Annotated in this window: 22 protein-coding genes; 12 read left to right on the forward strand and 10 right to left on the reverse strand. The window is 75.5% G+C overall.

Going from position 1 to position 22,952, the window contains the following annotated elements:
- Window positions 1-36 precede the first annotated feature (36 nt).
- Genes ABQ292_RS16475 through ABQ292_RS16485 form a run of 3 tightly spaced genes read right to left on the reverse strand, consistent with a single transcriptional unit; the run spans window position 37 to window position 3,696 of the window.
- The gene (locus tag ABQ292_RS16475; protein WP_369208315.1) at window positions 37-1,071 is read right to left on the reverse strand and encodes an ABC transporter permease; all 1,035 of its coding nucleotides are present in this window, start codon (window positions 1,069-1,071) and stop codon (window positions 37-39) included.
- A complete protein-coding gene (locus tag ABQ292_RS16480; RefSeq protein ID WP_369208317.1) occupies window positions 1,061-2,134 on the reverse strand; it encodes an ABC transporter permease in 1,074 nt (357 codons plus the stop codon). The genes ABQ292_RS16475 and ABQ292_RS16480 overlap by 11 nt, the downstream gene beginning before the upstream one ends.
- Window positions 2,131-3,696, reverse strand: a complete 1,566-nt coding sequence (locus tag ABQ292_RS16485; protein ID WP_369208319.1) for a sugar ABC transporter ATP-binding protein — start codon at window positions 3,694-3,696, stop codon at window positions 2,131-2,133. Before ABQ292_RS16485 ends, ABQ292_RS16480 begins: the two co-directional genes overlap by 4 nt.
- Before the next feature lie 209 nt (window positions 3,697-3,905).
- Here ABQ292_RS16485 and ABQ292_RS16490 point away from each other — a divergent pair, with 209 nt between their 5' ends.
- From ABQ292_RS16490 to ABQ292_RS16505, 4 genes are all read left to right on the forward strand, one after another.
- Window positions 3,906-4,931, forward strand: a complete 1,026-nt coding sequence (locus ABQ292_RS16490; protein ID WP_369208321.1) for a LacI family DNA-binding transcriptional regulator — start codon at window positions 3,906-3,908, stop codon at window positions 4,929-4,931.
- A 10-nt stretch (window positions 4,932-4,941) separates the two neighbouring features.
- A complete protein-coding gene (locus ABQ292_RS16495) occupies window positions 4,942-5,715 on the forward strand; it encodes a (Fe-S)-binding protein (protein WP_369208323.1) in 774 nt (257 codons plus the stop codon).
- A gap of 73 nt (window positions 5,716-5,788) precedes the next feature.
- Window positions 5,789-7,333 (forward strand): LutB/LldF family L-lactate oxidation iron-sulfur protein, encoded by a 1,545-nt coding sequence (locus ABQ292_RS16500; RefSeq protein WP_369208325.1) that lies wholly within the window; start codon window positions 5,789-5,791, stop codon window positions 7,331-7,333.
- Window positions 7,330-7,956 carry a LutC/YkgG family protein gene (locus tag ABQ292_RS16505; RefSeq protein ID WP_369208327.1) on the forward strand — a complete coding sequence of 209 codons (627 nt, stop codon included), beginning with the start codon at window positions 7,330-7,332 and terminating at the stop codon, window positions 7,954-7,956. The genes ABQ292_RS16500 and ABQ292_RS16505 overlap by 4 nt, the downstream gene beginning before the upstream one ends.
- Window positions 7,957-8,061: 105 nt before the next feature.
- Here the strand turns inward: ABQ292_RS16505 and ABQ292_RS16510 are convergent, their stop codons facing one another.
- The 4 genes from ABQ292_RS16510 to ABQ292_RS16525 form a co-directional block, all read right to left on the reverse strand.
- Window positions 8,062-8,427 carry a thioredoxin family protein gene (locus ABQ292_RS16510; RefSeq protein WP_369208329.1) on the reverse strand — a complete coding sequence of 122 codons (366 nt, stop codon included), beginning with the start codon at window positions 8,425-8,427 and terminating at the stop codon, window positions 8,062-8,064.
- Window positions 8,428-8,508: 81 nt separating this feature from the next.
- The gene (locus ABQ292_RS16515; RefSeq protein ID WP_369208331.1) at window positions 8,509-9,210 is read right to left on the reverse strand and encodes a TetR/AcrR family transcriptional regulator; all 702 of its coding nucleotides are present in this window, start codon (window positions 9,208-9,210) and stop codon (window positions 8,509-8,511) included.
- Window positions 9,211-9,224: 14 nt separating this feature from the next.
- Window positions 9,225-10,322, reverse strand: coding sequence for a Gfo/Idh/MocA family protein (locus ABQ292_RS16520; protein ID WP_369208333.1), 1,098 nt, complete (start codon window positions 10,320-10,322; stop codon window positions 9,225-9,227).
- 121 nt (window positions 10,323-10,443) lie between these two features.
- Window positions 10,444-11,832 (reverse strand): MFS transporter, encoded by a 1,389-nt coding sequence (locus ABQ292_RS16525; protein ID WP_369208335.1) that lies wholly within the window; start codon window positions 11,830-11,832, stop codon window positions 10,444-10,446.
- A 238-nt stretch (window positions 11,833-12,070) separates the two neighbouring features.
- Between ABQ292_RS16525 and ABQ292_RS16530 the strand changes: the two genes are divergently transcribed.
- The 5 genes from ABQ292_RS16530 to ABQ292_RS16550 all read left to right on the forward strand — a co-directional run bounded on the left by ABQ292_RS16530 (window position 12,071) and on the right by ABQ292_RS16550 (window position 16,698).
- Window positions 12,071-12,949 (forward strand): shikimate dehydrogenase, encoded by an 879-nt coding sequence (locus tag ABQ292_RS16530; protein ID WP_369208337.1) that lies wholly within the window; start codon window positions 12,071-12,073, stop codon window positions 12,947-12,949.
- A gap of 46 nt (window positions 12,950-12,995) precedes the next feature.
- Window positions 12,996-14,837 carry a bifunctional sugar phosphate isomerase/epimerase/4-hydroxyphenylpyruvate dioxygenase family protein gene (locus ABQ292_RS16535; RefSeq protein WP_369208339.1) on the forward strand — a complete coding sequence of 614 codons (1,842 nt, stop codon included), beginning with the start codon at window positions 12,996-12,998 and terminating at the stop codon, window positions 14,835-14,837.
- A gap of 3 nt (window positions 14,838-14,840) precedes the next feature.
- Entirely contained in the window at window positions 14,841-15,635 is a 795-nt protein-coding gene (locus ABQ292_RS16540) for a hypothetical protein (RefSeq protein WP_369208341.1), read from the forward strand.
- 68 nt (window positions 15,636-15,703) lie between these two features.
- Window positions 15,704-16,195, forward strand: a complete 492-nt coding sequence (locus tag ABQ292_RS16545) for a MarR family winged helix-turn-helix transcriptional regulator (protein ID WP_369208343.1) — start codon at window positions 15,704-15,706, stop codon at window positions 16,193-16,195.
- Between the two features lie 50 nt (window positions 16,196-16,245).
- A complete protein-coding gene (locus tag ABQ292_RS16550) occupies window positions 16,246-16,698 on the forward strand; it encodes a DUF5313 family protein (RefSeq protein ID WP_369208345.1) in 453 nt (150 codons plus the stop codon).
- Window positions 16,699-16,708: 10 nt separating this feature from the next.
- On the opposite strand, the gene ABQ292_RS16555 is transcribed toward ABQ292_RS16550, so the two are convergent.
- Window positions 16,709-17,200, reverse strand: coding sequence for an SRPBCC family protein (locus ABQ292_RS16555; RefSeq protein WP_369208347.1), 492 nt, complete (start codon window positions 17,198-17,200; stop codon window positions 16,709-16,711).
- Window positions 17,197-17,517: an ArsR/SmtB family transcription factor gene (locus tag ABQ292_RS16560; RefSeq protein WP_369208349.1), complete on the reverse strand. Its 321-nt coding sequence runs from the start codon at window positions 17,515-17,517 to the stop codon at window positions 17,197-17,199. The genes ABQ292_RS16555 and ABQ292_RS16560 overlap by 4 nt, the downstream gene beginning before the upstream one ends.
- Before the next feature lie 191 nt (window positions 17,518-17,708).
- Between ABQ292_RS16560 and ABQ292_RS16565 the strand changes: the two genes are divergently transcribed.
- The 3 genes from ABQ292_RS16565 to ABQ292_RS16575 all read left to right on the forward strand — a co-directional run bounded on the left by ABQ292_RS16565 (window position 17,709) and on the right by ABQ292_RS16575 (window position 22,200).
- Window positions 17,709-19,073 carry a PP2C family protein-serine/threonine phosphatase gene (locus ABQ292_RS16565; RefSeq protein ID WP_369208351.1) on the forward strand — a complete coding sequence of 455 codons (1,365 nt, stop codon included), beginning with the start codon at window positions 17,709-17,711 and terminating at the stop codon, window positions 19,071-19,073.
- Between the two features lie 113 nt (window positions 19,074-19,186).
- Complete coding sequence (locus tag ABQ292_RS16570) at window positions 19,187-21,187, forward strand: alpha-amylase family protein (RefSeq protein ID WP_369208353.1); 2,001 nt, start codon at window positions 19,187-19,189, stop codon at window positions 21,185-21,187.
- Window positions 21,188-21,234: 47 nt separating this feature from the next.
- The gene (locus tag ABQ292_RS16575) at window positions 21,235-22,200 is read left to right on the forward strand and encodes an alpha/beta hydrolase (protein ID WP_369208355.1); all 966 of its coding nucleotides are present in this window, start codon (window positions 21,235-21,237) and stop codon (window positions 22,198-22,200) included.
- Between the two features lie 11 nt (window positions 22,201-22,211).
- Here the strand turns inward: ABQ292_RS16575 and ABQ292_RS16580 are convergent.
- A partial coding sequence (locus tag ABQ292_RS16580) for a vWA domain-containing protein (protein WP_369208357.1) occupies window positions 22,212-22,952 on the reverse strand: 741 nt, incomplete at its 5' end.

The following is a 22,952-nucleotide window of genomic DNA, read 5'->3' on the forward strand; positions in this document are numbered from 1 at the left end:
ACGGGTGGGCGGTGCGGGGAAGTGCGGGGGCGCCGGTCAGGACGCCGGTCGGCGTCGCCGGCGGCCCTTGACCCGGGCGGCGACCTGCGGGGCGACGACGGCGGTGATCAGCAGGACGCCGGTGACGATGTTGAGGACGTCGGAGGGGACGTTGACCAGCTGCAGCGCGTTGCGCACCGAGCCCAGCAGCAGCGCGCCGGCGATGACGCCGAGCAGACCGCCGCTGCCGCCGAAGATCGACACCCCGCCGAGCAGGATGGCCGCGATGACCTGCAGCTCGAGGCCGGTGGCGTTGTCGGCGCGGGCGCTGCCGTAGCGGAGCGTCCAGTAGACGCCGCCCAGCGCGCTGACGACGCCGGTCACGACGAACAGCCACAGCTTGGTGCGGCCGACGTCGATGCCGCTGAAGCGGGCGGCGTCCTCGCTGTTGCCCATGGCGTAGAGCGAGCGGCCGACCGGGGTGGCGTGCAGGACGACGCCGGTGACCAGGACCAGCACCACCAGCGGGACGACGACCACGGGGATGCCGGTCGAGCCGATCGAGCTGATGGCCCAGGTCGTCCACGCCCGCGGGAAATCGGCCACCGCCTGGTCGCCCAGGACGACGAAGGCCAGCCCGCGGTAGAGCGCCAGCGTGCCGATGGTGACCGCCAGCGACGGCAGCCCGAGCCGGGTGACCAGCACGCCGTTGACCGCCCCGAGGACGGCGCCGAGCACCAGCACCAGCGGGATGATCGCCTCGAGCGGCAGACCGGCGAACCACAGCTTGCCCATCACCGCGCTGGACAGGCCGACCGTGCTGGCCACCGACAGGTCGATCTCGCCGGTGACCACCACGAGCGTGAGCGGCAGCGCGATGAGCGCGATGACCACCACGTCGAGCAGCAGGAAGCCGGCGTTGCGGGTGCTGGCGAAGCCCTCCACCGACACCGCGGCGATGACGAGGAACAGCACGAGGAAGGTGGTGATGACGCTGCCCGAGGGCAGCGTCCGCCCGCGCCGGGCGGGTGCGCCGCCGGCGGGTGCGGCGCCTCCGGACGGGGCCGGGGCGGGAGCGGTCTCAACGGTCACGGCGGGCGTTCCTCCCTCGGAGGCGGGCGGCCAGGCGCAGCGTGAGCGCCCGGTCGAGGGCGATCGCGGCGAGGATCAGCGCGCCGACGGCGGCGTCGCGCCAGAACGGGTCGAGCCCCAGCTGGGGCAGCGCGGTGCCGATCGTGGTGAGCAGCAGCGCGCCGAGCGCGGCGCCGTAGACCGAGCCGCTGCCACCGAAGATGGCGACCCCGCCGACCACCGCGGCGGCCACGACGAACAGCTCCTGACCGGTGCCGGCCGTGGTGTCGAGGGTCTGGAAGCGGGCGGCGTAGAGGACGCCGGCCAGCCCCGCCAGGGCGCCGTTGACGACGAAGGCGGTGAGCACCCGCCGGCCGACCGGGATGCCCGACAGCCGCGCCGCCTCGGGCGCCGAGCCGATGCCGTAGAGCTCGCGGCCGCTGCGGAAGGTGCGCAGGTAGTAGCCGACCAGCAGCACGACCACGACGGCGACGAGGAACAGCACCGGCACGCCGAGCAGCCGCGCGGTGCCCAGGGACTTGAACCCGCCGGGCAGGTCGGCGGCGTTGATCTGCAGCCGGTCGGCGCTGGAGGCCCACAGCGAGTCCAGCCCGCGGAAGGCGTAGAGCGTGCCGAGGGTGACCACCAGCGAGGGCACCCCGGCGGCGGCCACGATCAGCCCGTTGAGCAGGCCGCAGACCGCGCCGACCGCCATGCCGGCCAGCACGGCCACGGCCACCGGCGTCCCCGGCGCGACGACGAGCAGCGTCCCGGTGGCGTAGGCCGACAGGCCGAGCACCGAGCCGACCGACAGGTCCACGTTGCGGGTGATGATCACCATCGTCTGGCCGGCGGCCAGGACGGTGAGGATCGCCGCCGACAGCAGCAGGTCGCGGACGTTCTGCCCGGACAGGAACCGCGGGTTGGCGATGACCGTGACGACGACGAGCAGCAGCAGTGCGGCGAGGATGCCGAGCTCGCGCACCACCACGAGGCGCTGCACGAGCGCCGCGCCGCGGCGGCCGGTCCGCTCCGGGGCGGCCAGCTCCTCGGGCAGCGGGGCGGGCGTCACCGGCGCGCTCACGGGGCCACCCCGGCGCCGCCGGCGACCTGGCCGGTCGCGGCCAGCATCACGCTGTCCTCGTCGGCGCGGGCGCGGGGGATGTCGTCGACGAGGCGGCCCTCGTGGACGACGAGGACGCGGTCGGCCATGCCGAGCACCTCCGGCAGCTCGCTGGACACCATGACGACGGCCATCCCCTCGGCGGCGAGCTGGGACAGCAGCCGGTGCACCTCGGACTTGGTGCCGACGTCGATGCCGCGGGTGGGCTCGTCGACGATGAGCACCCTGGGGTCGGTCGCCAGCCACTTGGCCAGGACCACCTTCTGCTGGTTGCCGCCCGAGAGGGTGGCGACGGGGTCGCTGAGCCGGGCGGCCTTGACCTGCATCCGTTTCGACCACTCCGCGGCCTGGGCGCGCTCGGCGCGGGAGGAGAGCAGGCCGCCCCGGGCCAGCTCCCAGCGCCGGGTCAGCGTGGCGTTGCGCTCGACGGAGAGCTCCATGACCAGGCCCTGCTGACGGCGGTCCTCGGGGACCAGCGCCAGGCCTGCGGCCATCGCGGCGGCCGGGCTGCCGCCCCTGAGCTCCTCGCCGGCCACCCGCACCGTGCCGGCGTCGTAGTGGTCGACCCCGAAGACGGCGCGGACGATCTCGCTGCGGCCGGCCCCGACCAGGCCGGCGAGCGCGACGATCTCCCCGGCCCGCACGTCGAAGGAGACGTCGGCGAACACGCCCCGGCTGGTCAGGCCGCGGACCTCGAGCACGACCTCGCCGGGCTCGACGTCGATCTTGGGGAACAGCGAGGCGACCTCGCGGCCGACCATCCGCCGCACGACCTGGTCGACGGTGAGGTCGGCGGCGCGGTCGGTGGAGACCCACTGCCCGTCGCGCATGACGGTGATCCGGTCGCAGAGGTCGAAGACCTCGTCGAAGCGGTGGGAGATGAACAGCACCGCGGCCCCGGAGTCGCGCAGCGACCGGGCGACGGCGAACAGCCGCTCCACCTCGACACCGGACAGCGCCGCCGTCGGCTCGTCCATCACCAGCACCCGCGCGTCGAAGGACAGCGCCTTGGCGATCTCGACCATCTGCTGGTCGGCGATGGACAGCCCGCGCGCCGGGCGGTCGGGGTCCAGTGCCACGCCGAGCCGGTCGAACAGCTCGCGGCAGCGGCCGGCCAGCGCGCGGCGGTCGATGCGGCGGCCGGCCAGCAGGGGCTGGCGGCCCATGAAGATGTTCTCGGCGACCGACAGGTCGGGGAAGAGCGTCGGCTCCTGGTAGATGACCGCGATGCCGGCGGCCCGCGCGGCGGCGGGGTCGGCCAGGGTCACCGGCTGCTCGTCCAGCAGCACCCGGCCGGTGTCCGGCCCGTGCACGCCGGCCAGGATCTTGACCAGCGTCGACTTGCCCGCACCGTTCTCGCCGACGAGCGCGTGGGCCTCCCCCGCGCGCAGCTCGAGCTGCGCGCCGCGCAGCGCGGCGACCGCGCCGAAGCTCTTGCCGACCCCCTCGAGGGCGAGCACGACGGCGCCGTCCCCGGCACCGCCGGGCCGGCCGGGCGCCGGTGACGCCGAGGCGTGGTCCACGCCGACCACCTCCGTTGTGAAACGATTCATCGCACTTGTGGCGCAGACCATAGAGGTGACGCCAGAGACCTGTCAACGCCCTCGTGCGCAGGCTCCACGGCGGTGCCGCACGCCACAGGACGGTGGTTGACACGTTTCAGGACGTAGGGTGACCATCGCCGCACGGCGCCCTCCCCGGGCGTCTCCCCCGGCCAGCGCGAGGAGGCGTCGTGACCGCGAGCATCCGCGACGTCGCCGAGCACGCCGGCGTCTCGGTCGGCACGGTCAGCAACGTCCTCAACCGGCCCGACGTGGTCAGTGCGCCGACCCGGGCCCGGGTCCTCGGCGCCATCGCCGCGCTGGGGTTCGTCCGCAACGAGTCGGCCCGCCACCTGCGCGCCGGGCACAGCCGCACCGTGGGACTGGTCGTCCTCGACATCGCCAACCCGTTCTTCACCGACGTCGCCCGCGGCGTCGAGGACGTCGTCAACGGCGCCGGCCTGGCCCTGATCCTCTGCAACTCCGACGACCGCCCGGAGAAGGAGGCCGCCCACCTCGACGTGCTCGCCGAGCAGCGGGTGCAGGGCGTCCTCATCACCCCGACCGCGGAGCTCACCCCGCACCTGCAGACGCTGCGCCGCCACGGCGTCCCGGTCGTGCTGGTCGACCGGCGCGCACCCGGGCGCGACCAGTGCTCCGTCGCCGTCGACGACGTCCTCGGTGGCCGGCTGGCGGCCGAGCACCTGCTCGAGCGCGGGCACCGGCGGATCGCCTTCATCGGCGGCTCGTCAGGACTGCCGCAGGTGCAGGAGCGGCACGCCGGCGTGGAGGCCGCGGTGCGCGAGGCCAGCGGGAGCGACGACGCGCTGCTGGTCCTCTCCCCCCAGGCGCTCACCGTCGAGGCCGGCCGCGAGGCCGCCGCCCGCATCGTCGGCCTGCCCGCGTCCCGCCGGCCGACCGCCGCCGTCTGCGCCAACGACCTCATGGCCCTCGGGGTGCTGCAGGAGATGGTGCGCCAGGGCGTGCGGGTCCCCGACGAGTTCGCCATCGTCGGCTACGACGACATCGACTTCGCCGCGGCCGCCGCCGTCCCGCTCACCTCGGTGCGCAAGCCGCGCCAGGAGCTCGGGTCGCGGGCGGCGCAGCTGCTGCTCGACGAGGCCCGCGGCGAGGGGCACGAGCACGTCCAGCAGGTCTTCGAGCCGACGCTCGTCGTCCGCGAGTCCAGCCGGGTCCGCCGCAGCGGCGGACGCTGAAGGGAGTTCCATGAGGGTCGCGCTCTTCGCCACCTGTCTGGTGGACACGGTGGTGCCGCAGGTCGCCCGGGCGACGGCGGCGCTGCTGGAACGGCTCGGACACGAGGTGGTCGTGCCGTCCGGGCAGGCCTGCTGCGGTCAGATGCACGTCAACACCGGCTACCGGCGCGAGGCGGTGCCGATCGTGGCCAACCACCTGCGCGCCTTCGCCGGCGCGGAGGCCGTCGTCGCGCCGTCCGGGTCGTGCGTCGCCTCGATCCACCACCAGCAGGCCATGGTGCTGCGCCGGGCCGGCGAGCACGCCCTGGCCGACGAGGCCGAGGCGCTGGCCGCGCGCACCTACGAGCTGTCGCAGTTCCTGGTCGACGTCCTCGGCGTGACCGACGTCGGCGCCTACTACCCGCACCGGGTCACCTACCACCCGACCTGCCACTCGCTGCGGCTGCTCAAGGTGGGTGACCGGCCGCTGCAGCTGCTGCGCGCCGTGCGCGGGCTGGAGCTGGTGGAGCTGCCGGCCGCGGAGTCCTGCTGCGGCTTCGGCGGCACCTTCTCGGTCAAGAACGCCGACACCTCGACCGCGATGCTCACCGACAAGATGGCCAACGTGCTGTCCACGCACGCCGAGGTCTGCACAGCCGGCGACGCCTCCTGCCTGATGCACATCGGCGGGGGGCTGTCCCGGCTGCAGTCGGGCACGCGGACGGTGCACCTGGCCGAGATCCTCGCCTCGACGGAGGACGCCGTGACCCCGCACCAGACCACCCGCCCGGCGGTGACCGCGTGACCGCCGCCGTCCCCGTGCACCTCCGCGGAAGTGCACGGTGCACCTCCGCGGAGATGCACGAGAGGAGCGCCGCGTGACCACCACCCCGGAGGACCTCCGCACCGACCAGACCCCGCTGGCCCCGGGGGCACCCCGCTCGGGGACGACGTTCCTCGGCCTGCCGACGGCGCCCCGCGGCATCGGCCACCTGCGCGGTGACCGCTCCTTCCCCGACGCCGCCCGCGAGGCGCTGCGCGACGGGCAGCTGCGCGCCAACCTCGGCCACGCGACGACGACGATCCGCGGCAAGCGCGCCCGGGTCGTCTCCGAGCTGCCCGACTGGGCACAGCTGCGCGCCGCCGGCAGCGCGCTCAAGACCGCCACCATGGCCCGCCTCGACGAGCACCTCGAGGAGCTGGAGCGGCAGGTGACCGCCCGCGGCGGCACCGTGCACTGGGCGCGCGACGCCGCCGAGGCCAACCGCATCGTCACCGAGCTGGTGCAGGCCACCGGCAGCGACGAGGTGGTCAAGGTCAAGTCGATGGCCACCCAGGAGATCGGCCTCAACGAGGCGCTCGAGGCCGCGGGCATCACCGCGCACGAGACCGACCTCGCCGAGCTGATCGTGCAGCTCGGCGACGACAAGCCCAGCCACATCCTGGTGCCGGCGATCCACAAGAACCGCGCCGAGATCCGCGAGATCTTCCTGCGGACCATGCCGCAGTTCCAGGGCGAGGGCGCCGACCGCGACCTCCCCGACGAGCCGCGCCGGCTGGCGATGGCCGCCCGCGCGCACCTGCGCGAGCGGTTCCTGCGCGCCCGCGTGGCCATCAGCGGCGCCAACTTCGCCGTCGCCGAGACCGGCACCCTCGCCGTGGTCGAGAGCGAGGGCAACGGCCGGATGTGCCTGACCCTGCCGGAGACGCTGATCACCGTCATGGGCATCGAGAAGCTGGTGCCCACCTGGCGCGACCTCGAGGTCTTCCTGCAGCTGCTCCCCCGCTCCTCGACCGGCGAGCGGATGAACCCCTACACCTCGACGTGGGCGGGGGTGACCCCCGGCGACGGGCCGCAGGACTTCCACCTGGTGCTGCTGGACAACGGCCGGACGGCGGTGCTCGCCGACGAGGTGGGCCGCCAGGCGCTGCACTGCATCCGCTGCTCGGCCTGCCTCAACGTCTGCCCGGTCTACGAGCGCACCGGCGGGCACTCCTACGGCTCGGTGTACCCGGGCCCGATCGGCGCGATCCTGTCCCCACAGCTGACCGGCGTCGAGGACAACGCCTCCCTGCCGTACGCGTCGAGCCTGTGCGGCGCCTGCTACGACGTCTGCCCGGTGGCCATCGACATCCCCTCGGTCCTGGTGCACCTGCGCGCCGAGCACGTCGAGGCGCAGGAGAAGCCCACGGCGGAGTCCCTGGCCTTCCGCGCGCTGGGGACGGCGATGTCGCACCCGCGGCTGTGGCGAGTGGCGCAGAAGGCGGCGTCGCTGGGCCGGCTGCTGGCCCGCGGGAGACCGACGATGCCGAACACGCTCCCCTTCCCCGCCTCGGCGTGGACCCGCAGCCGCGACCTGCCCACCCCGCCGGCGGAGACCTTCACGTCGCAGTGGGCGCGCGAGCACGGGGGCCGGAGGTGAGCGCCCGCGAGGAGGTGCTCGGCCGGATCCGCACCGCGCTCGGGGAGACCCGCGCGCCGGTGCCGGAGGTGCTGCGCGACTACCGGGCCACCGACGACCGCCCGGCCGGCCGGCTGCTCGACGTCCTCGTCGACCGGCTCGAGGACTACAAGGCCTCGGTGCTGCGCTGCGGCCCGGACGACGTCGCCGCCACCGTGTCCGCGGCGCTGGACGCCGCGCTCGGTGCCGGCTGGGCGCCGGGGTCGGTCGTGGCCGCGCCGGGGCTGTCGGAGGCGTGGCGGCCCGACGGGCTCGACACCGACGACGACCGGCCGCCGGTGCGGCTGGCCGACCGCGCCGCCGCGGTCACCGCCGTCGCCGTGGCGATCGCCGAGACGGGCACGCTGGTCCTCGACGGGACGCCGGCCTGCGGACGGCGGGCGCTGTCGCTGCTGCCCGACTGCCTGGTGTGCGTGGTGACCGCCGACCAGGTGGTCGGCGGGGTGCCCGAGGGCCTGGCCCGGCTCGACCCGCTGCGCCCGCTGACGATGATCAGCGGCCCGTCAGCCACCAGCGACATCGAGCTGGAGCGGGTGGAGGGCGTGCACGGCCCCCGCACGCTGGTCGTCGTCCTCGTCGCCTGAGCCGCCCGAGTCGATCAGGTGACCTGATCGTCGCCCGTCCTCCCCGACGGTGCACGGTCGGGGAGGACGCGCTGCGGTGCGGGAGGACGAGCGCGGGGCCGCGGCTCAGGGGCGGTTGATCGGCTCCGGGAACACCGCGCGCACCGCGGCCATGTCCAGCTCGCGGACCGTGGTGACCAGCAGGTCGAGCGAGTCGCCGGGCAGCCAGCCGGGCTCGGCGAACACCAGCACGCCGTCGCGGAAGACCATGAGCGTGGGCGCCGAGCGCACGCCCACCTCGGCGGTCAGCCCGGCCTCGGCCTCGGTGTCGACGCGGGCGAAGACGAGGCCGGGGTGGCGCGCCGACGCGGCCTCGAACACCGCGGCGAAGGCCCGGCTGGACCCCGACCGGGACGAGCGGAAGTCGACCAGCACGATCCCCGGCGCCTGCACCGTGGCCGCGAAGTCGGCTGCCGAGAGCTCGACGGTCACCCCGCCCAGTGTGCTCCCCCTGCGGCCCGGCGGCGGGCGAGCGCGGGCCGGCCGGATCCGCCGGGGAGGGGACGGGCCGGGTCAGCGGGCGGTGAGGTAGGCGACGACCAGGTCGCCGAGCATCCGGCGCTGCTGGTCGCGCAGCTCCGGGTCGAGCATGTCCCGGCCGAAGAGGGCACGCCACGTGTACCGGTTCGCCGTCCGGTAGATGCAGAAGCCGCTGATCACCTGGTGCACGTCCAGCGCCTCCACGTCGTCCCGGAAGACGCCGGCCTCGCGTCCGCGGGCGAGGATGCGGCCGAGGACGTCGAGGGCCCGGGTGTTGAGGTTGGACAGCCGCTCCGAGCGCGCGATGTGCTCGGCGCGGTGGATGTTCTCGATGCTGACCAGCCGGATGAAGTCCGGGTGCGCCTCGTGGTGGTCGAAGGTCAACCCGGCCAGCGCGCGGATGGCCTCGACCGGGTCCAGGTGCTCGACGTCGAGCCGCTGCTCGAGACCGCGGATGCGGCCGTACGACCGCTCCAGGACGGCGACGTAGAGCTGCTCCTTGCCGCCGAAGTAGTAGTAGATCATCCGTTTCGTCGTGCTCGTCTTGGCGGCGATCTCGTTGACCCGCGCCCCCGCGTAACCCCGGTCGGCGAACTCCTTGGTGGCCACGTCGAGGATCTCGGCCCGGGTGCGCTCGGCGTCCCGCTGCCGCGGCGGCCCGGGAACGGGCTCGACCGAGGGGGGCTCGACCGGGCCGACGGGCTCGTCGGGCAGCGACTGGGCGGCGGACGACACGGCTGCGGACCTCTTCACGTCGGTGGGCGGACACCGAGCGTAGGACGGCCGGGGGTGGTCCTCGACAGGTCGACCGGCCGGCCCGTGCGGGCCGACTCGACGACCGCCTCGAGCACCCGCAGGGTGGCCAGCCCGTCCCGCCCGCCGCAGACCGGCTCGACCTCCCCGCGCACGACCGCGGCGAAGTGCTCCACCTGGGCCGCCAGCGGATCGCGGCGCCCGACGTCGAGGGTGGCGGTCTCGAACGGCTCCCACCAGGAGGGCGGGCCGGAGAACCGCCGCAGCCGCATGGTCGGGACCGACAGCGACCCGGCCGTGCCGGCGAGGTGGTAGCAGTCCTCGTCCGGGTGGCTCGGGTAGCTCGCGTCCTCCCCCGAGGTCTGCTCCCAGGAGCGGGGCGAGGCGGCCGCGTCGGAGACCAGGAAGGTGCCCAGCGCGCCGCCGGCGAAGGTGAGCACGAGGGCGGCGGTGTCCTCGACCGGGAGACCGCGGACGGCGTTCGACACCGTGGCGTGCACCCGGACGACGTCGCCGACGAGCCACCGCAGGCCGTCGACCTCGTGGACCAGGTTGAGCAGCACCGGCCCGCCGCCCGCCTGCCGCCGCCAGCCCCCGCCGACGTCGAAGTAGTCGTCGGGCTTGGCGAACAGCGCCGTCCCGACGACGGCGACGACCCGGCCGAGCGCGCCGCCGATCACGACCTCCCGGGCCCGGGCCATGACCGGGCTGTGCCGGCGGTGGTGCCCCACGAGCAGCGGGACGCCGGCCGTCTCGGCTGCCTCGACCAGCCGGGTGGCGGCCTCGACCGTGTCGGCGAGGGGCTTCTCCACCAGCACCGGCACGCCGGCCGCGACGCACGCCAGACCGCCCTCGACGTGCAGCCGGTTCGGCGTGGCCAGCACGACGCCGTCCGGCCGGTCCCGCTCGAGGAGCTCGGCCAGCGACCGGTACCGCGCGGCGCCGTGCTCGTCGGCCAGCGCGTCCGCGAGCGGGGCGGGGCCGGCGACCGCGGCGAGCTCGGCGAGGGGGCAGGCGGCGATCTCCTCGGCGTGCCGCCGCCCGATGGTGCCGGGGCCGACCACGGCGAGCCGGACGGCCGGTTCCCCGGTCACGGCGCCTCCAGACGTAGCTGCCCGGCGGCCGGGCCGACGGGAGTCGGCCCGGCCGCCGGGGCGGCCCCCCTGCCGGGGCCCGCCGCGAGCCTGCGAGTGGCGGGGAGCAGGGGGTCCTTCCTCAGACCGAGGCGCGGATGCGGTCGTACTCCTCGCGCGGCACCACGGGGGCGTCGTCGCGGCCCAGGTCGTTCATGTGCACCCGGTAGGTCTCGCGGGCCGACCAGGCGGCCGTCGCGGCGATGACCCCGATGCCGAAGGTGATGCTGCCGACGATGAGCGGCACGTTGGACCCGCCCGGGGCCACGATCGCGTAGAGGGTGGGCAGGAACGCGGTGATCATCGTGCCCAGGTTCTGCGAGACCGCGAAGGCCGTGACGCGGGTCCGGGTGGGGAACAGCTCCTGGTAGAAGGCCGGGTACACCGCGTTGTAGCCCTGGTAGACGATGCCCCACATCAGGATGGCGAGGACGAAGGCGCCCACCACGGAACCCTGGCTGATCGCGTAGAGGTAGGCGAACGACAGCGCCGTCGACCCCAGCGCGCCGACGATGATGCACGGCCTGCGGCCGATGCGGTCGGACAGGTTGCCGATGAAGGGGATCAGCACGACGGCGACGACGTTGCCCGCCACGGAGACCCACAGGTACGTGGTGGTGCTGAAGCCGATGCCGTACTCGTCCTGGGTGGCGTAGGCCGCGCCGAACACGGTGGCCGCCACCGGGACGGCGTTCATCAGCGCCATGCAGACGACGCGCAGCATGTCCGAGCCGCTCTCCTTGACCGCCTGGACGATCGGGGCCTTGGGCACCTCGCCGTGCGCGGCCTCCTCCTGGAACGCCGGGGTCTCGTCGACCCGCCGTCGGATGACGTAGCCGGCGACGACGACCAGCGCCGACAGCAGGAACGGGATGCGCCAGCCCCACGACTGGAACTGCTCCTCGGGCAGCAGCGCCGACAGCGGCAGGAACACCGCGGCGGCGAGGACCTGCCCGGCCTGCACGCCCTGCAGGGTGTAGCTGGCGTAGTAGCCGCGCCGGCCGAAGGGCGCGTGCTCGACGATCATCGCGCTCGCGCCGGAGATCTCCCCGCCCACGGCGAAACCCTGGACGAGCCGCAGCGCCACCAGCAGCGCCGGGGCCAGGAGACCCACCTGCTGGTAGGTGGGCAGCAGCGCGACGAGGAACGTCGACATGCCCATCAGCAGCATGCAGAGCACGAGCACGTTCTTGCGCCCGTGGGTGTCACCGTAGTGGCCCAGCACGAACGCGCCGATCGGGCGGGCGACGTAGCCGACACCGAACGTCGCCAGCGAGGCGATGACGGCGACCTGAGGGTCGGACTCCGCGAAGAAGATCGTCGGGAACACCAGGGCCGCGGCCTGGGCGTAGATGAAGAAGTCGTAGTACTCCAGAGCGCTGCCCATCCAGCCGCTGGCCGCGGCCTTCTTGGGCGTCTTCACGAACTCGCTGGGCTCGTGCGAGCCCGGCTCGGCCACTGCGTCGCGCATCGGTCCTCCTGGGACGGAAGGGGGGTGCGCCGGCGGGCGCGGGACGGCGGTGCTCGGTGCGGAGCGACCGTGGTGACCGGCACCACGTCCGCAATGAACTAATTGGTACATTAGCGTGGCACAGAGCACAAGCCCCACCTCCGGCCAGCAGGGAGCGGCTCGCGGAGGCTGGCGCCCGGCGGCCGGACGTGGTGTGCTGGACCACAACTCACCGGTTGGTACATAGAGGGGCGGTCCCGTGGCGGACGACGCGCAGGGTTTCCTGGTCGGTCTGGTCGGCAGCGGCATCGGTCCCTCGCTGACGCCACCGCTGCACGAGCGCGAGGCCGACGAGCTGGGCCTGCGCTACCTCTACCGGCGGCTCGACCTCGACCGGCTGGGCAGGCCGGCGTCGGCGATCGGCGAGATCCTGGCCGCGGCCCGACTGGCCGGGTTCGACGGGCTCAACGTCACGCACCCGTGCAAGCAGCTGGTCCTCCCGCACCTCGACGAGCTCTCCCCCGACGCCGCCGCGCTCGGGGCGGTGAACACCGTCGTCCTCCGCGACGGGCGGGCGGTCGGGCACAACACCGACTGGTCGGGCTTCGCCCGGGCCTTCGACCGCGGGTTGTCGGAGGCCGCCCTCGGCGGAGTCGTCCTGCTCGGCGCCGGGGGCGCCGGCGCCGCTGTCGCGCACGCGCTGCTCACCCTCGGTACCCGCCGTCTGACCGTCCTCGACGTCGACGGCGCGCGGGCCGGTGAGCTGGCCCGGGCCCTGGGCGAGCGCTTCGGCACCGACCGCGCGGAGGGGGGCGACCTCGGCAGGCTGCCCGCAGTGCTCGGGGACGCCGACGGGCTGGTGCACGCCACCCCCACCGGCATGGCCGCCCACCCCGGGCTGCCGCTGGACGCCGGCCTGCTGCGGCCCGACCTGTGGGTGGCCGACATCGTGTACCGGCCGCTGGAGACCGCGCTGGTGCGCACCGCGCGCGACCTGGGCTGCCGGGTCCTCGACGGCGGCGGCATGGCCGTGTTCCAGGCCGTCGACGCCTTCCGGCTGTTCACCGGGGTCGAACCCGACGCCGACCGGATGCTGGCCCACTTCACCACGCTGGTCTCCGACGTCCGTGTCGACTGAGCAGGGACCTCGCACTCCCCACCGCCCCCGCCGGACGGTCGCCACCGTGTGCCTGTCCGGCACGCTCGAGGACAAGCTGGACGCGGCGTCGGCCGCCGGTTTCGACGGCGTCGAGGTCTTCGAGCCCGACCTGGTCGCCTCGCCGTGGTCACCGGCCGAGCTGGCCGCCCGCTGCGCCGACCTGGGCCTGTCGATCGACCTCTACCAGCCCTTCCGCGACCTCGACTCCACCGACCCGGACCGCTTCGCCCGCAACCTGCGCCGCGCCGAGGCCAAGTTCGACGTCATGGCCGCGCTCGGCGTCGACACGGTGCTGGTCTGCTCGTCGGTCGCCCACGACGCCGTCGAGGACGCCGACCGGCTCGCCGAGCAGCTGGCCACCGCGGCGGGCCGCGCGCACGAGCGCGGCCTGCGGATCGCCTACGAGGCGCTGGCCTGGGGCCGGCACGTCTCCACCTGGGAGCGGTCCTGGGACACCGTCCGCCGGGCCGACTCCCCCGCGCTCGGGCTGTGCCTGGACAGCTTCCACGTGCTCTCCCGCGGCGGGGACCCGGCCGGCTTCGCCGCCGTCCCCGCCGAGAAGCTGTTCTTCCTCCAACTGGCCGACGCGCCGCGGCTGGACATGGACGTGCTCCAGTGGAGCCGCCACCACCGGCTGTTCCCGGGCCAGGGCGCCTTCGACCTGCCCGGCTTCCTCGGCGCCGTGCTGGCCGCCGGCTACGCCGGGCCGCTGTCGCTCGAGGTGTTCAACGACGTCTACCGGCAGGCCGACCCGGCCCGGACGGCGGTCGACGCCATGCGCTCGCTGCGGTGGCTGGAGGAGGCGCTGGCGCTGCGCCGCCCGGACGCCGGGCTGCCGCTGCCCCCGGCCGCGCCGGCCCTGTCGGGGTGGTCGTTCACCGAGCTGGCCGTCGACGGCGCCTCCGGGCCGCAGCTCGCCGCCGTCCTCGGCGCGCTCGGCTTCACGCACACCGGGCAGCACCGCTCCAAGCCGGTGCAGCTGTGGGAGCAGGGGACGGCGCGGGTGCTGCTCAACGCCTTCGACACGCGGGCCGACGCGGTCCGGCCGTCGGGGCCCGGCGTCGCCTCGGTCGCCGCCCTCGGCCTGGAGAGCGCCGACCCGGGCCGCTCGGCCGCCCGCGCCGAGGCGATGTGCGCCCCGGTCCTCCCCCGCACGCGCGGCGCCGCGGAGGCCCAGCTGTCCGCCGTCGCCGCCCCCGACGGCACGCAGGTCTTCTTCACCCGCACCGGACCCGACGGCTGGCCGGCCGACTTCCTGTCCACCGGCGAGCGGCCCGGGCCCGGCGCCGGGATCACCGGCGTCGACCACGTCTCGCTCACCCAGCCCTTCGACGCCTTCGACGAGGCCGGGCTATTCTACCGGGCGGTGCTCGGACTGGAGCCGCAGGAGGTCACCGAGCTGGCCGCTCCCTTCGGCCTGGTGCGGACCCGGGCGGTGACCGGCCCGGACCGGGCGGTGCGGCTGGCCCTGTCGGTGTCGGCGCTGCGCCGCGGCGGCTGGGCGCCCGGCGTCCCCGAGCCGCAGTCGATCGCGCTGGCCACCGACGACGTCGTCGCCACCGCCCGCGCGCTCCGGGCGGCCGGCGCGCCGCTGCTCCCGGTGCCGGCCAACTACACCGACGACCTGGCGGCGCGCGTCGACCTGCCGGAGGAGCTGCTGGCCGCGGTCCGCGAGCACGGGCTGATGTACGAGCAGGACGCGCACGGCGGCTACCTGCACCTGGCCACCGACGTCCTCGGGGACCGGGTGTTCTTCGAGGTGGTCCAGCGCCTCGACGGGTACGACGGCTACGGCACGACCGACGCGCCGGTCCGGATGGCCGCCCACCGGCGCCGCCGCCAGGCCACGACGTCCGGGAGGCGGTGAGCCGTGCGCGCTGCGAACCGCCTGGCGGTGCACCAGTCCGTCGTCCACCCGCACGACGCACTGGAGCTCACCGAGGCGCTGCCCGGCACCGGGTGGCACTCGATCGGCCTGCACGTCGGCGGCACCGCGGAGGTCGAGCCGTGGTGGCGAGGGGGCGCCGGCGAGCGCAACCTCGCCCGGCTGGTCGCGCTGCTGCTCGAGACCCGGGTGACCGTCCTCGACGTCGGGCGCGTGCAGCTGGGCACCGGTCTGCCGCGCGACGACGTCCACGCCGGCCACGGCCGGGTGCTCGACCTGGGCGCCCGCTTCGGCGCCCGGTACGTGACCGCCCGCTTCGCGACCGGCGACCTGGGCCCGGCGCAGCGCGCCGACGTCTTCGGCCGGCTCGCCGAGCAGGCCCGCCCCTACCGGCTGCTGCCGCTGCTCGCGCCCGTCCCCGCCGACCGGCCCGACCTCGTCGCCGACGCGGTGGCGGTCGTCGCGCCGAGCGCCGGTGGCGTCGTCCTCGACGTGCCGGTGGGCTCGTGCACGCCCGAGGAGGTCGAGGCCGTCGTCGACGCCCTGGGAGACGCGCTCGGCTACGTGCGGCTCAGCGCCCGCCAGGTGGCCGCCGCCGGGGACGGGGCCGCCGGGCTGCTCGCCACGCTGCCGCCGCACGTCCCGGTCGCGCTGGGCGGCGACGACTCGCTCGGCTTCCTCCGCGACGACGCCGCCGGTCACCTCCCCGGACTGCAGCGGCTCGTCGACGGCCTGCTCGAGCACCCGCGGGCCCGCGCCCGCCGCCTGGCCGGCGGCTGACCGGGACGGCGCGCAGCCGCGTCCCGGGCGCCCCAATCGTTGGGGCACCACCCGATTACCATCGGGGGGTGCAGTCCGTCGACGCGGCCCCCACCGACACCGATCCCCTCGCCCTCGAGCGTCAGGTCTGCTTCGCGCTGTCCGTGGCGGCCCGCAACGTCGTCGCGGTCTACCGGCGCTTCCTCGAGCCGATGGGCCTCACCCACCCGCAGTACCTCGTCATGCTCGCGCTCTGGCAGCACGGCCCGCTGTCGATCAAGGACCTCAGCCGGCTCCTGCAACTCGACCCCGGGACGCTCTCCCCCCTCGTCAAGCGACTGGCGGCGGCCGACCTGGTCCGGCGCGACCGCGACCCGCGCGACGAGCGGGCCCTGGCCATCGCGCTCACCGAGCGCGGCCGGGCACTGCGCGCCGAGGCCGAGGCCATCCCCGCCGGCATCGTCGAGAACCTCGGCATGCCGGTCGACGAGCTGCAGGCGCTGCACTCCGCCCTCACCCGGGTCATCGACGCCTCGCAGCTGGCGATGGACGACGGCTCGGTGACCGACCCGACAATGTGATTGGGGCACCAATGGTTGGTGTACTCACGATTGAGGCGTAGACAGGAACCGTGCACCCCGACCAGGACACCGACCCTCCGATCCCCCGGCAGCGGCCCGGCGTGCTGCGCTGGCTCGGGTACGCGATGGGCGCGGGACTGCCGGCCCGCAACCACACGTGGGTGCTGTTCGACACGACGACGCGCACCTGGGTGCTGCGGCACGTGGCCCGCACGCTGGTGCAGCTCGCCGTCCCCGTCGCCCTCGTGCTGCTGCTGGTCCCCGGCCCCTTCTGGATCCGCGGGCTGGCCGCCCTCGGCGGCCTCATCCTCGGCCTGGCCTTCTCGATCGCCTACATGCCCGAGGCCACCGAGAACCGGGTGAAGAAGGCCGGGTACCCGGCCGGCACCGCCCAGGCCCTGCGGGACCGGGCGTCCGAGGGTCGCGAGGCGCGCGACTCCGAGCGCCGGCGCGCCGCCGCCGCGAAGCGGGCGGCCCGCTACCGGGACCGCCGCGCCCGCTGACGACCCGCGGTCACACCGCGGTGAGCAGGACCTCGTCGATCTGGCCCATCGCGCCGGTCATGCCCTCGACGACGCCCATCGCCAGGACCTGCTCCATCTGCGCCCGGTCGGCGAACCGCGAGCGCACGGTCATGCGCGTACCCGCCGAGTTCGGCTCCAGGTCCACCCGCGCCTGCGTCACGGGCATGCCGTCGTCGGGCCGGCCGGCCGCGTCGGCGAAGCCGTCCTCGAACTCCAGCGACCGCGGCTCGTCGAGGGCGGTGAACCGCCACCAGCCGTGCGCCCGGTCGCCGTCCGGCCCGGTCATGTAGTAGGAGGACCGGCCGCCGACGGCGACGTCGTGCTCGGTGAAGGTGGCCGGCCAGGTCGGCGGGCCCCACCAGCGCTCCAGCAGGCGCGGGTCCACCCACACCTGCCAGACGCGCTCCGGCGGGGCGGCGAGCTCGGCGACGATGGTCAGGGTCAGGGCGTCGAGGTCCTGGGTGGTGTCGACGACGGTCATGACGGTCCTCCTCCGGGAGGTTCGGCGAGGATGCCCTCGAGGCGGCCGATGCGGGCGCGCCAGAGCTCCTCGTACTCGCCGAGCAGCCGGGCGGCCGCACGGATGGAACCGACGTCGCCCCGCACGAGCTGCTCGCGGCCGCGACGCTCCTTCGTGACCAGCCCGGCCCGCTCGAGCACCGCGACGTGCTTCTGCACCGCCGCGAAGCTCATCGCGTAGTTCCGCGCCAGCGCCGAGACCGACGCCTGCTCCCGCAGCACCCGGGCGACGATGTCGCGCCGGGTGGCGTCGGCGAGGGCGGCGAAGACGCGGTCCACGGCGTCCGGGCCGGGCTGATCTACAACCACAAGGTTGTATGTTACGCGCTGCCGGCACACCACGGCAAGGCCCGGCCCCGCATCCGGAGCTGCGGGACGCGGGCCGCGCGCAGCGGGGTCCGGGGCGTGCGCTGACGTACGCTGCCTCCCCGATGCCGATCGGACGACCGGCGCCCCGACCTGGAGCCGAGGTGACTGGACCCTCCGTCGGCGAGCCCGCCCTGCCGCGTCCCGGCGGCCCGGAGGTCGCCGTGCCGCAGCCGCCGGCCCTGGCCCCCGTGGCCGGCAGCGAGCACGACCGGGTGCGCTTCCTCGCCGAGGTCACCGAGTCCCTGGCGGAGCTGCTCGACACCGGCGAGGCCGCCGACCGGCTGGCCGGCCTGGTGGTGCCGCGGCTGGCCGACTGGGCGACGGTCACGGTGCTCGCCGGGGACGGCGCCCCCGGCCGCACGGCCCGCGCGCACCGGGACCCGGCGCTCCTGGCCGACGTCGACACCTACCTCGCCGGCCGGGTGAGCGCCCCGCGCGACCAGTCGGCGCTGACCGCGGCGATGCGATCCGGGCAGCCGGTGCGGCTGACGGAGCTCGACCCCGACCTCGGCCCGGAGTCGCTGCCCGAGGGGCCGGTGCGCGCGGCCTGGCGGCAGCTGGACCCCACGTCGAGCCTGCTCGTGCCGCTGCAGGCCCGCGGCTCTGCCTTCGGGGTGCTGTCGCTGGTGCGCAGCGGCGACCGGCCGCCGCACGGCGAGACCGACGTCGCGCTGGCCCTGGAGGTGGCCCGCCGGGGCGCGCTCGCACTGGACAACACCCGGCTCTACGGCCGCCAGCTCCGGGTGGCCGAGACGCTGCAGCACAGCCTGCTCACCCCGCCGCCGCAGCCGGACGGGCTCGAGATCGCCGTCCGCTACCGGCCGGCCGGGTCGCAGGCCCTGGTGGGCGGCGACTGGTACGACGCCGTCCTCCAGCCCGACGGCGCGACGCTGCTGGTCATCGGCGACGTCACCGGCCACGGCGTCGAGGCCGCCGCGGCCATGGCCCAGTTGCGCAGCGCCGTCCGCACGCTGGCCTACGACTCCCCCGACAGCCCGGCGCGGACGCTGGACCGGGTCGACCGGGTGCTCACCGGCCTGCACCTGGGCACCCTGGCCACCGCGCTGGTCGCCCGCCTCGAGCTCCCGGACGGCGACGGCACGCGCTCGCTGCGCTGGTCGTCGGCCGGGCACCTGCCGCCCCTGCTGGTGTCCCCCGACCGCGAGGTGCGGCTGCTCACCTCCCGCGCCGAGCGGCTGCTCGGCATCCCGGAGTCCGCCCCGCGCACCGACCACCAGGTCGCCGTCCGGCCCGGGGAGACGGTGCTGCTGGTGACCGACGGGCTGGTCGAGGCGGGGCGGCTGGACATCGACTCCGGGCTGGCCCGGCTCACCGGCGCGCTGCGCGGCCTCGGCGGGCTGTCGGCCGACGCCCTGTGCGACCGGCTGCTGACCCGCGTGGTCCCCGACCGCACCGACGACGACCTCGCGGTGCTCGCCGTTCGCGTCCTGCCCACTTGCGGCTGACCGCACGACCAGCCGCTGCCCGGCGGCGCAGGGGGCAGGGCGGCCCCCTGCCGGGTCCCGCCGCGAGCTCGCGAGGGGCGGGGAGCAGGGGGTCCTTCTAGGGTCGAGCCGTGGTGAGCGGGGACACACTGGGGGCGGGCGCGACCGGCTCCGCGGCAGCGCGGCGGGACGCCGCCGTCCGGGCGTGGACGGCGCTGCGCCCGCGGCTGGCCGACGACGCGGTGGCCGCCCTGGGCGAGGCCGACGCCGACGCCTTCGTCACCCGCGCCGAGCTGGCGCTCTTCGACGTGCACGTGCCGCTGGGCCTCCTCTACGGCGACCGGGCCGACGCGCTGTTCGAGCGGGCGCTGGGGACCGCCCTGGCCGCGGCGGCCGAGCGCCCGGCGGCCCTGCGGCGGCTCGACCGGCGCCGGGAGATCGACCCGGGCTGGTTCCAGCGGGCGCGGGTGCAGGGCTACGTCTGCTACGTCGACCGGTTCTGCGGCACCCTCGACCGGCTGCCCGAGCACCTCGACCACCTCGAGGAGCTCGGCACCACCTATCTGCACCTCATGCCGCTGCTCCGGCCGCGCGAGGGCGAGAACGACGGCGGCTACGCGGTGGCCGACTACCGCGCCGTCGACCCCCGGCTGGGCACCATGGCCGACCTCGAGACGGCGGCCGCGGCGCTGCACGCGTGGGACATGAGCCTGTGCATCGACCTGGTGCTCAACCACACCGCCCGCGAGCACCCCTGGGCGCAGGGCTGGCTGGCCGGCGACCCCGCCTACGCCGGCTTCTACAGCGCCTTCCCCGACCGCACGCTGCCCGACGCCTACGACGCGACGATCCCGGAGGTCTTCCCCGACCGGGCGCCGGGCTCGTTCAGCTGGGTCCCGGAGGCCTGCGGGGGCGCCGGCGGCTGGGTGTGGACGACGTTCTGGCCCTACCAGTGGGACCTCGACTACACCAACCCCGAGGTCACGCTGGCGATGCTCGGCGAGATCACCTGGCTGGCCAACCGCGGGGTCGACGTCTTCCGCATGGACGCCGTGCCGTTCATGTGGAAGCGGATGGGCACCAGCTGCCAGAACCAGCCCGAGGGGCACACGCTGCTGCAGCTGCTGCACGCACTGACCCGGCTGGCCGCGCCCGGCGTCGTCTTCAAGGCCGAGGCGATCGTCGCCCCCGACGACCTCGTGGCCTACCTCGGCGCGCACGAGCGCTTCCGGCCCGAGTGCGAGCTGGCGTACCACAACTCGCTCATGGTGCTGCTGTGGAGCAGCCTGGCCACCGGCGACGTCCGGCTGGCCCGGCAGGCGCTGCGGCGGATGCGGCCGATCCCGCCGTCGACCACCTGGGTCACCTACGTGCGCGGCCACGACGACATCGGCTGGGCGATCACCGACGCCGACGCCGGCGCGGTCGGCCTCGACGGATTCGCCCACCGGCGCTTCCTCAACGACTTCTACTCCGGCCGGTTCCCGGGCTCCTTCGCCCGCGGCGCGCTGTTCCAGGAGAACGAGGCGACCGGGGACGCGCGGATCTCCGGGTCGGCGGCGTCGCTGTGCGGCATCGAGGACGCGCTGGAGCGGGACGACCCTGCCGCGCTCGACGTCGGCGTCCGGCGGCTGCTGCTCCTCTACTCCGTCGCCTACGCCTTCGGCGGCATCCCGCTGCTCTACACGGGCGACGAACTGGCGCTGCGCAACGACACCGGCTACCTCGACGACCCCGAGCGGGCGCCGGACAACCGCTGGATGCACCGACCGCCCATGGACTGGGCCGCCGCGGCCCGCCGCACCGACCCGGCCACGCTCGAGGGCCGGGTGTTCGCCGGGGTGCGCCGGCTCGGGGAGGTCCGCCGCTCGCTGCTGGCGCTGCGCGGCGGCACCGAGCCCGAGGTGCTCGACGCCGGCAGCGACGCCGTCCTCGTCTGGCGCCGCCGGCACCCGCGCAGCGGCACCTTCGTCGGGGTCGCCAACGTCTCCCCGCACCCGCAGCAGGTGGACGCCGACACCGTCACCGGCTTCGGCACCTTCGCCCAGGTGCACGGCAGCGACGGCCCGCTGGGCGTCCGGGGCGGCCGGCTGACCGTCCCCGGCCTCGGCTGGGCCTGGTTCGCCGAGCCCTGACCCACGCACCCCGGCCCGACGCACGTCCCTCGCAGCAGGAGGAACCCATGGCACGGATGGACCTGCGGGTGCGGCTGCTCGGCCGGGTGCTGGGCCGCTTCTCGGTCGCGACGATGGACGACCGGCGGCTCCGGCGCGCCCAGCAGGTGCGCGTCCGCCACAACCCGGTGACCGACCTGCTCGTCGGCGGCGTGGCCCGCGGCGTGCGGCTGACCGACGGCACCGCGCGCGGCGAGGTCGGGCCGGTGCCGGTCCGCACCTACCGCCCGGAGCACGCCACGGGCACGCTCCCGCTGGTGGTGCACTTCCACGGCGGCGGCTGGACGGTCGGCAACCTGGACTCCGGCGACTGGCTGTGCAGCAACGTCGCGGCGACCGTCGGCGCCGTCGTCGTCTCGGTGGACTACCGGCTGGCCCCGGGGCACCGCTGGCCGGCCGCGGCCGAGGACTGCTACGCGGCCCTGGTCGACGTCGTCGAGCGGGCGGGCGAGCTCGGCGCCGACCCCGGCCGGGTGGCGGTGACGGGCGACAGCGCCGGTGGCAACCTGGCCGCCGTCGTCAGCCTGATGGTCCGCGACCGGTCCGGGCCGCGGATCGCCCACCAGGGGCTGGTCTACCCGTCGGTCGACCTCACGATGAGCAGTCCGTCGATCGACGCGAACGCCTCCGCACCGATCCTGAGCAAGGCGGACTGCCTGGCCTTCCGCGACCACTACCTGGGCGGGCAGGACCCGCGGGCGCCCCACGCCTCGCCGCTGTTCGCCGCCGACCACTCCGGGCTGCCGCCGGCGCTGGTACAGGTCGCCGAGCACGACCCGATCCGCGACGACGGGTACCGCTACGCCGAGGCGCTGCAGGGGGCCGGGGTCCCGGTGCGGCTCACGCAGTACGTCGGCATGCCGCACGGGTTCCTGGCCTTCCCGCGACTGTGCCGCTCGGCGCCCCAGGCGCTGGCCGAGCTGTGCGCCGAGCAGGCCGCCGCGCTCGCCTCCGTCGGGGACCGCGCCGCCTGAGGACGGCCCGCTCAGTCCGTGAAGACGGCGCCCAGGGCCGCGGCGACGTCGGAGTGCCCGCGGACCAGCCGCAGCCGGCCGCGGCCGAGACGGGCGAGGTCGCGGCCGAGTTCGACGTCCCTCTCCCCCGACACGTCGAGCAGCACGTCCAGCCGCGGCAGCCGGCCGGCGGTCGGCCGCGGGTCGGGGCCGGCGTTGTGCACGCAGTCGCTCAGCAGCAGCACCCGCGCGTCGCGGGCCGGGACGCCGGTCAGCAGCCGGCCGGCGGTCTCCAGCGCGAACGTCACGTTGGTCAGGCCCTGGGTGGGCACGCGCAGCAGCAGGTCCAGCACGGCGAGCGGGCCGACCTGCTCGCCCGGGCGGACGAGCACCGCGGCGTCGGACCAGAAGGCGACGACGCCGATCCGGTCACGAGCGAGCTCCCCGGCCAGGGCGCCGACCGTGGCGGCCGCGGTGCGCACCCGCTCGCCCTTCATCGACCCCGACACGTCGACGACGAGCACCACCGACCGGCGCTGGCGCACCCGCTCCCGGACGACGACGTCGCGGTCCTCGAGGAAGGGGTTCCCGGCCAGGGCGTCGAGCGTGCGCTCCAGGTCGAGCTCGTCGGAGCCGCCGCTCCACGGCAGGCTGCGCAGCTCCCCCGCCCCGCGGCGGGGTCGCCGGTCCTGCGGCGGGCGTGGCACGGCCAGCCGCCGCGCGATGGCCTGCGCCCTGCGGCGGGTCTCGGCGTCGGCGGCACCGGCCCGGGC

Source organism: Geodermatophilus maliterrae (assembly GCF_041018925.1).
Classification (GTDB): Bacteria; Actinomycetota; Actinomycetes; order Mycobacteriales; family Geodermatophilaceae; genus Geodermatophilus; species Geodermatophilus maliterrae.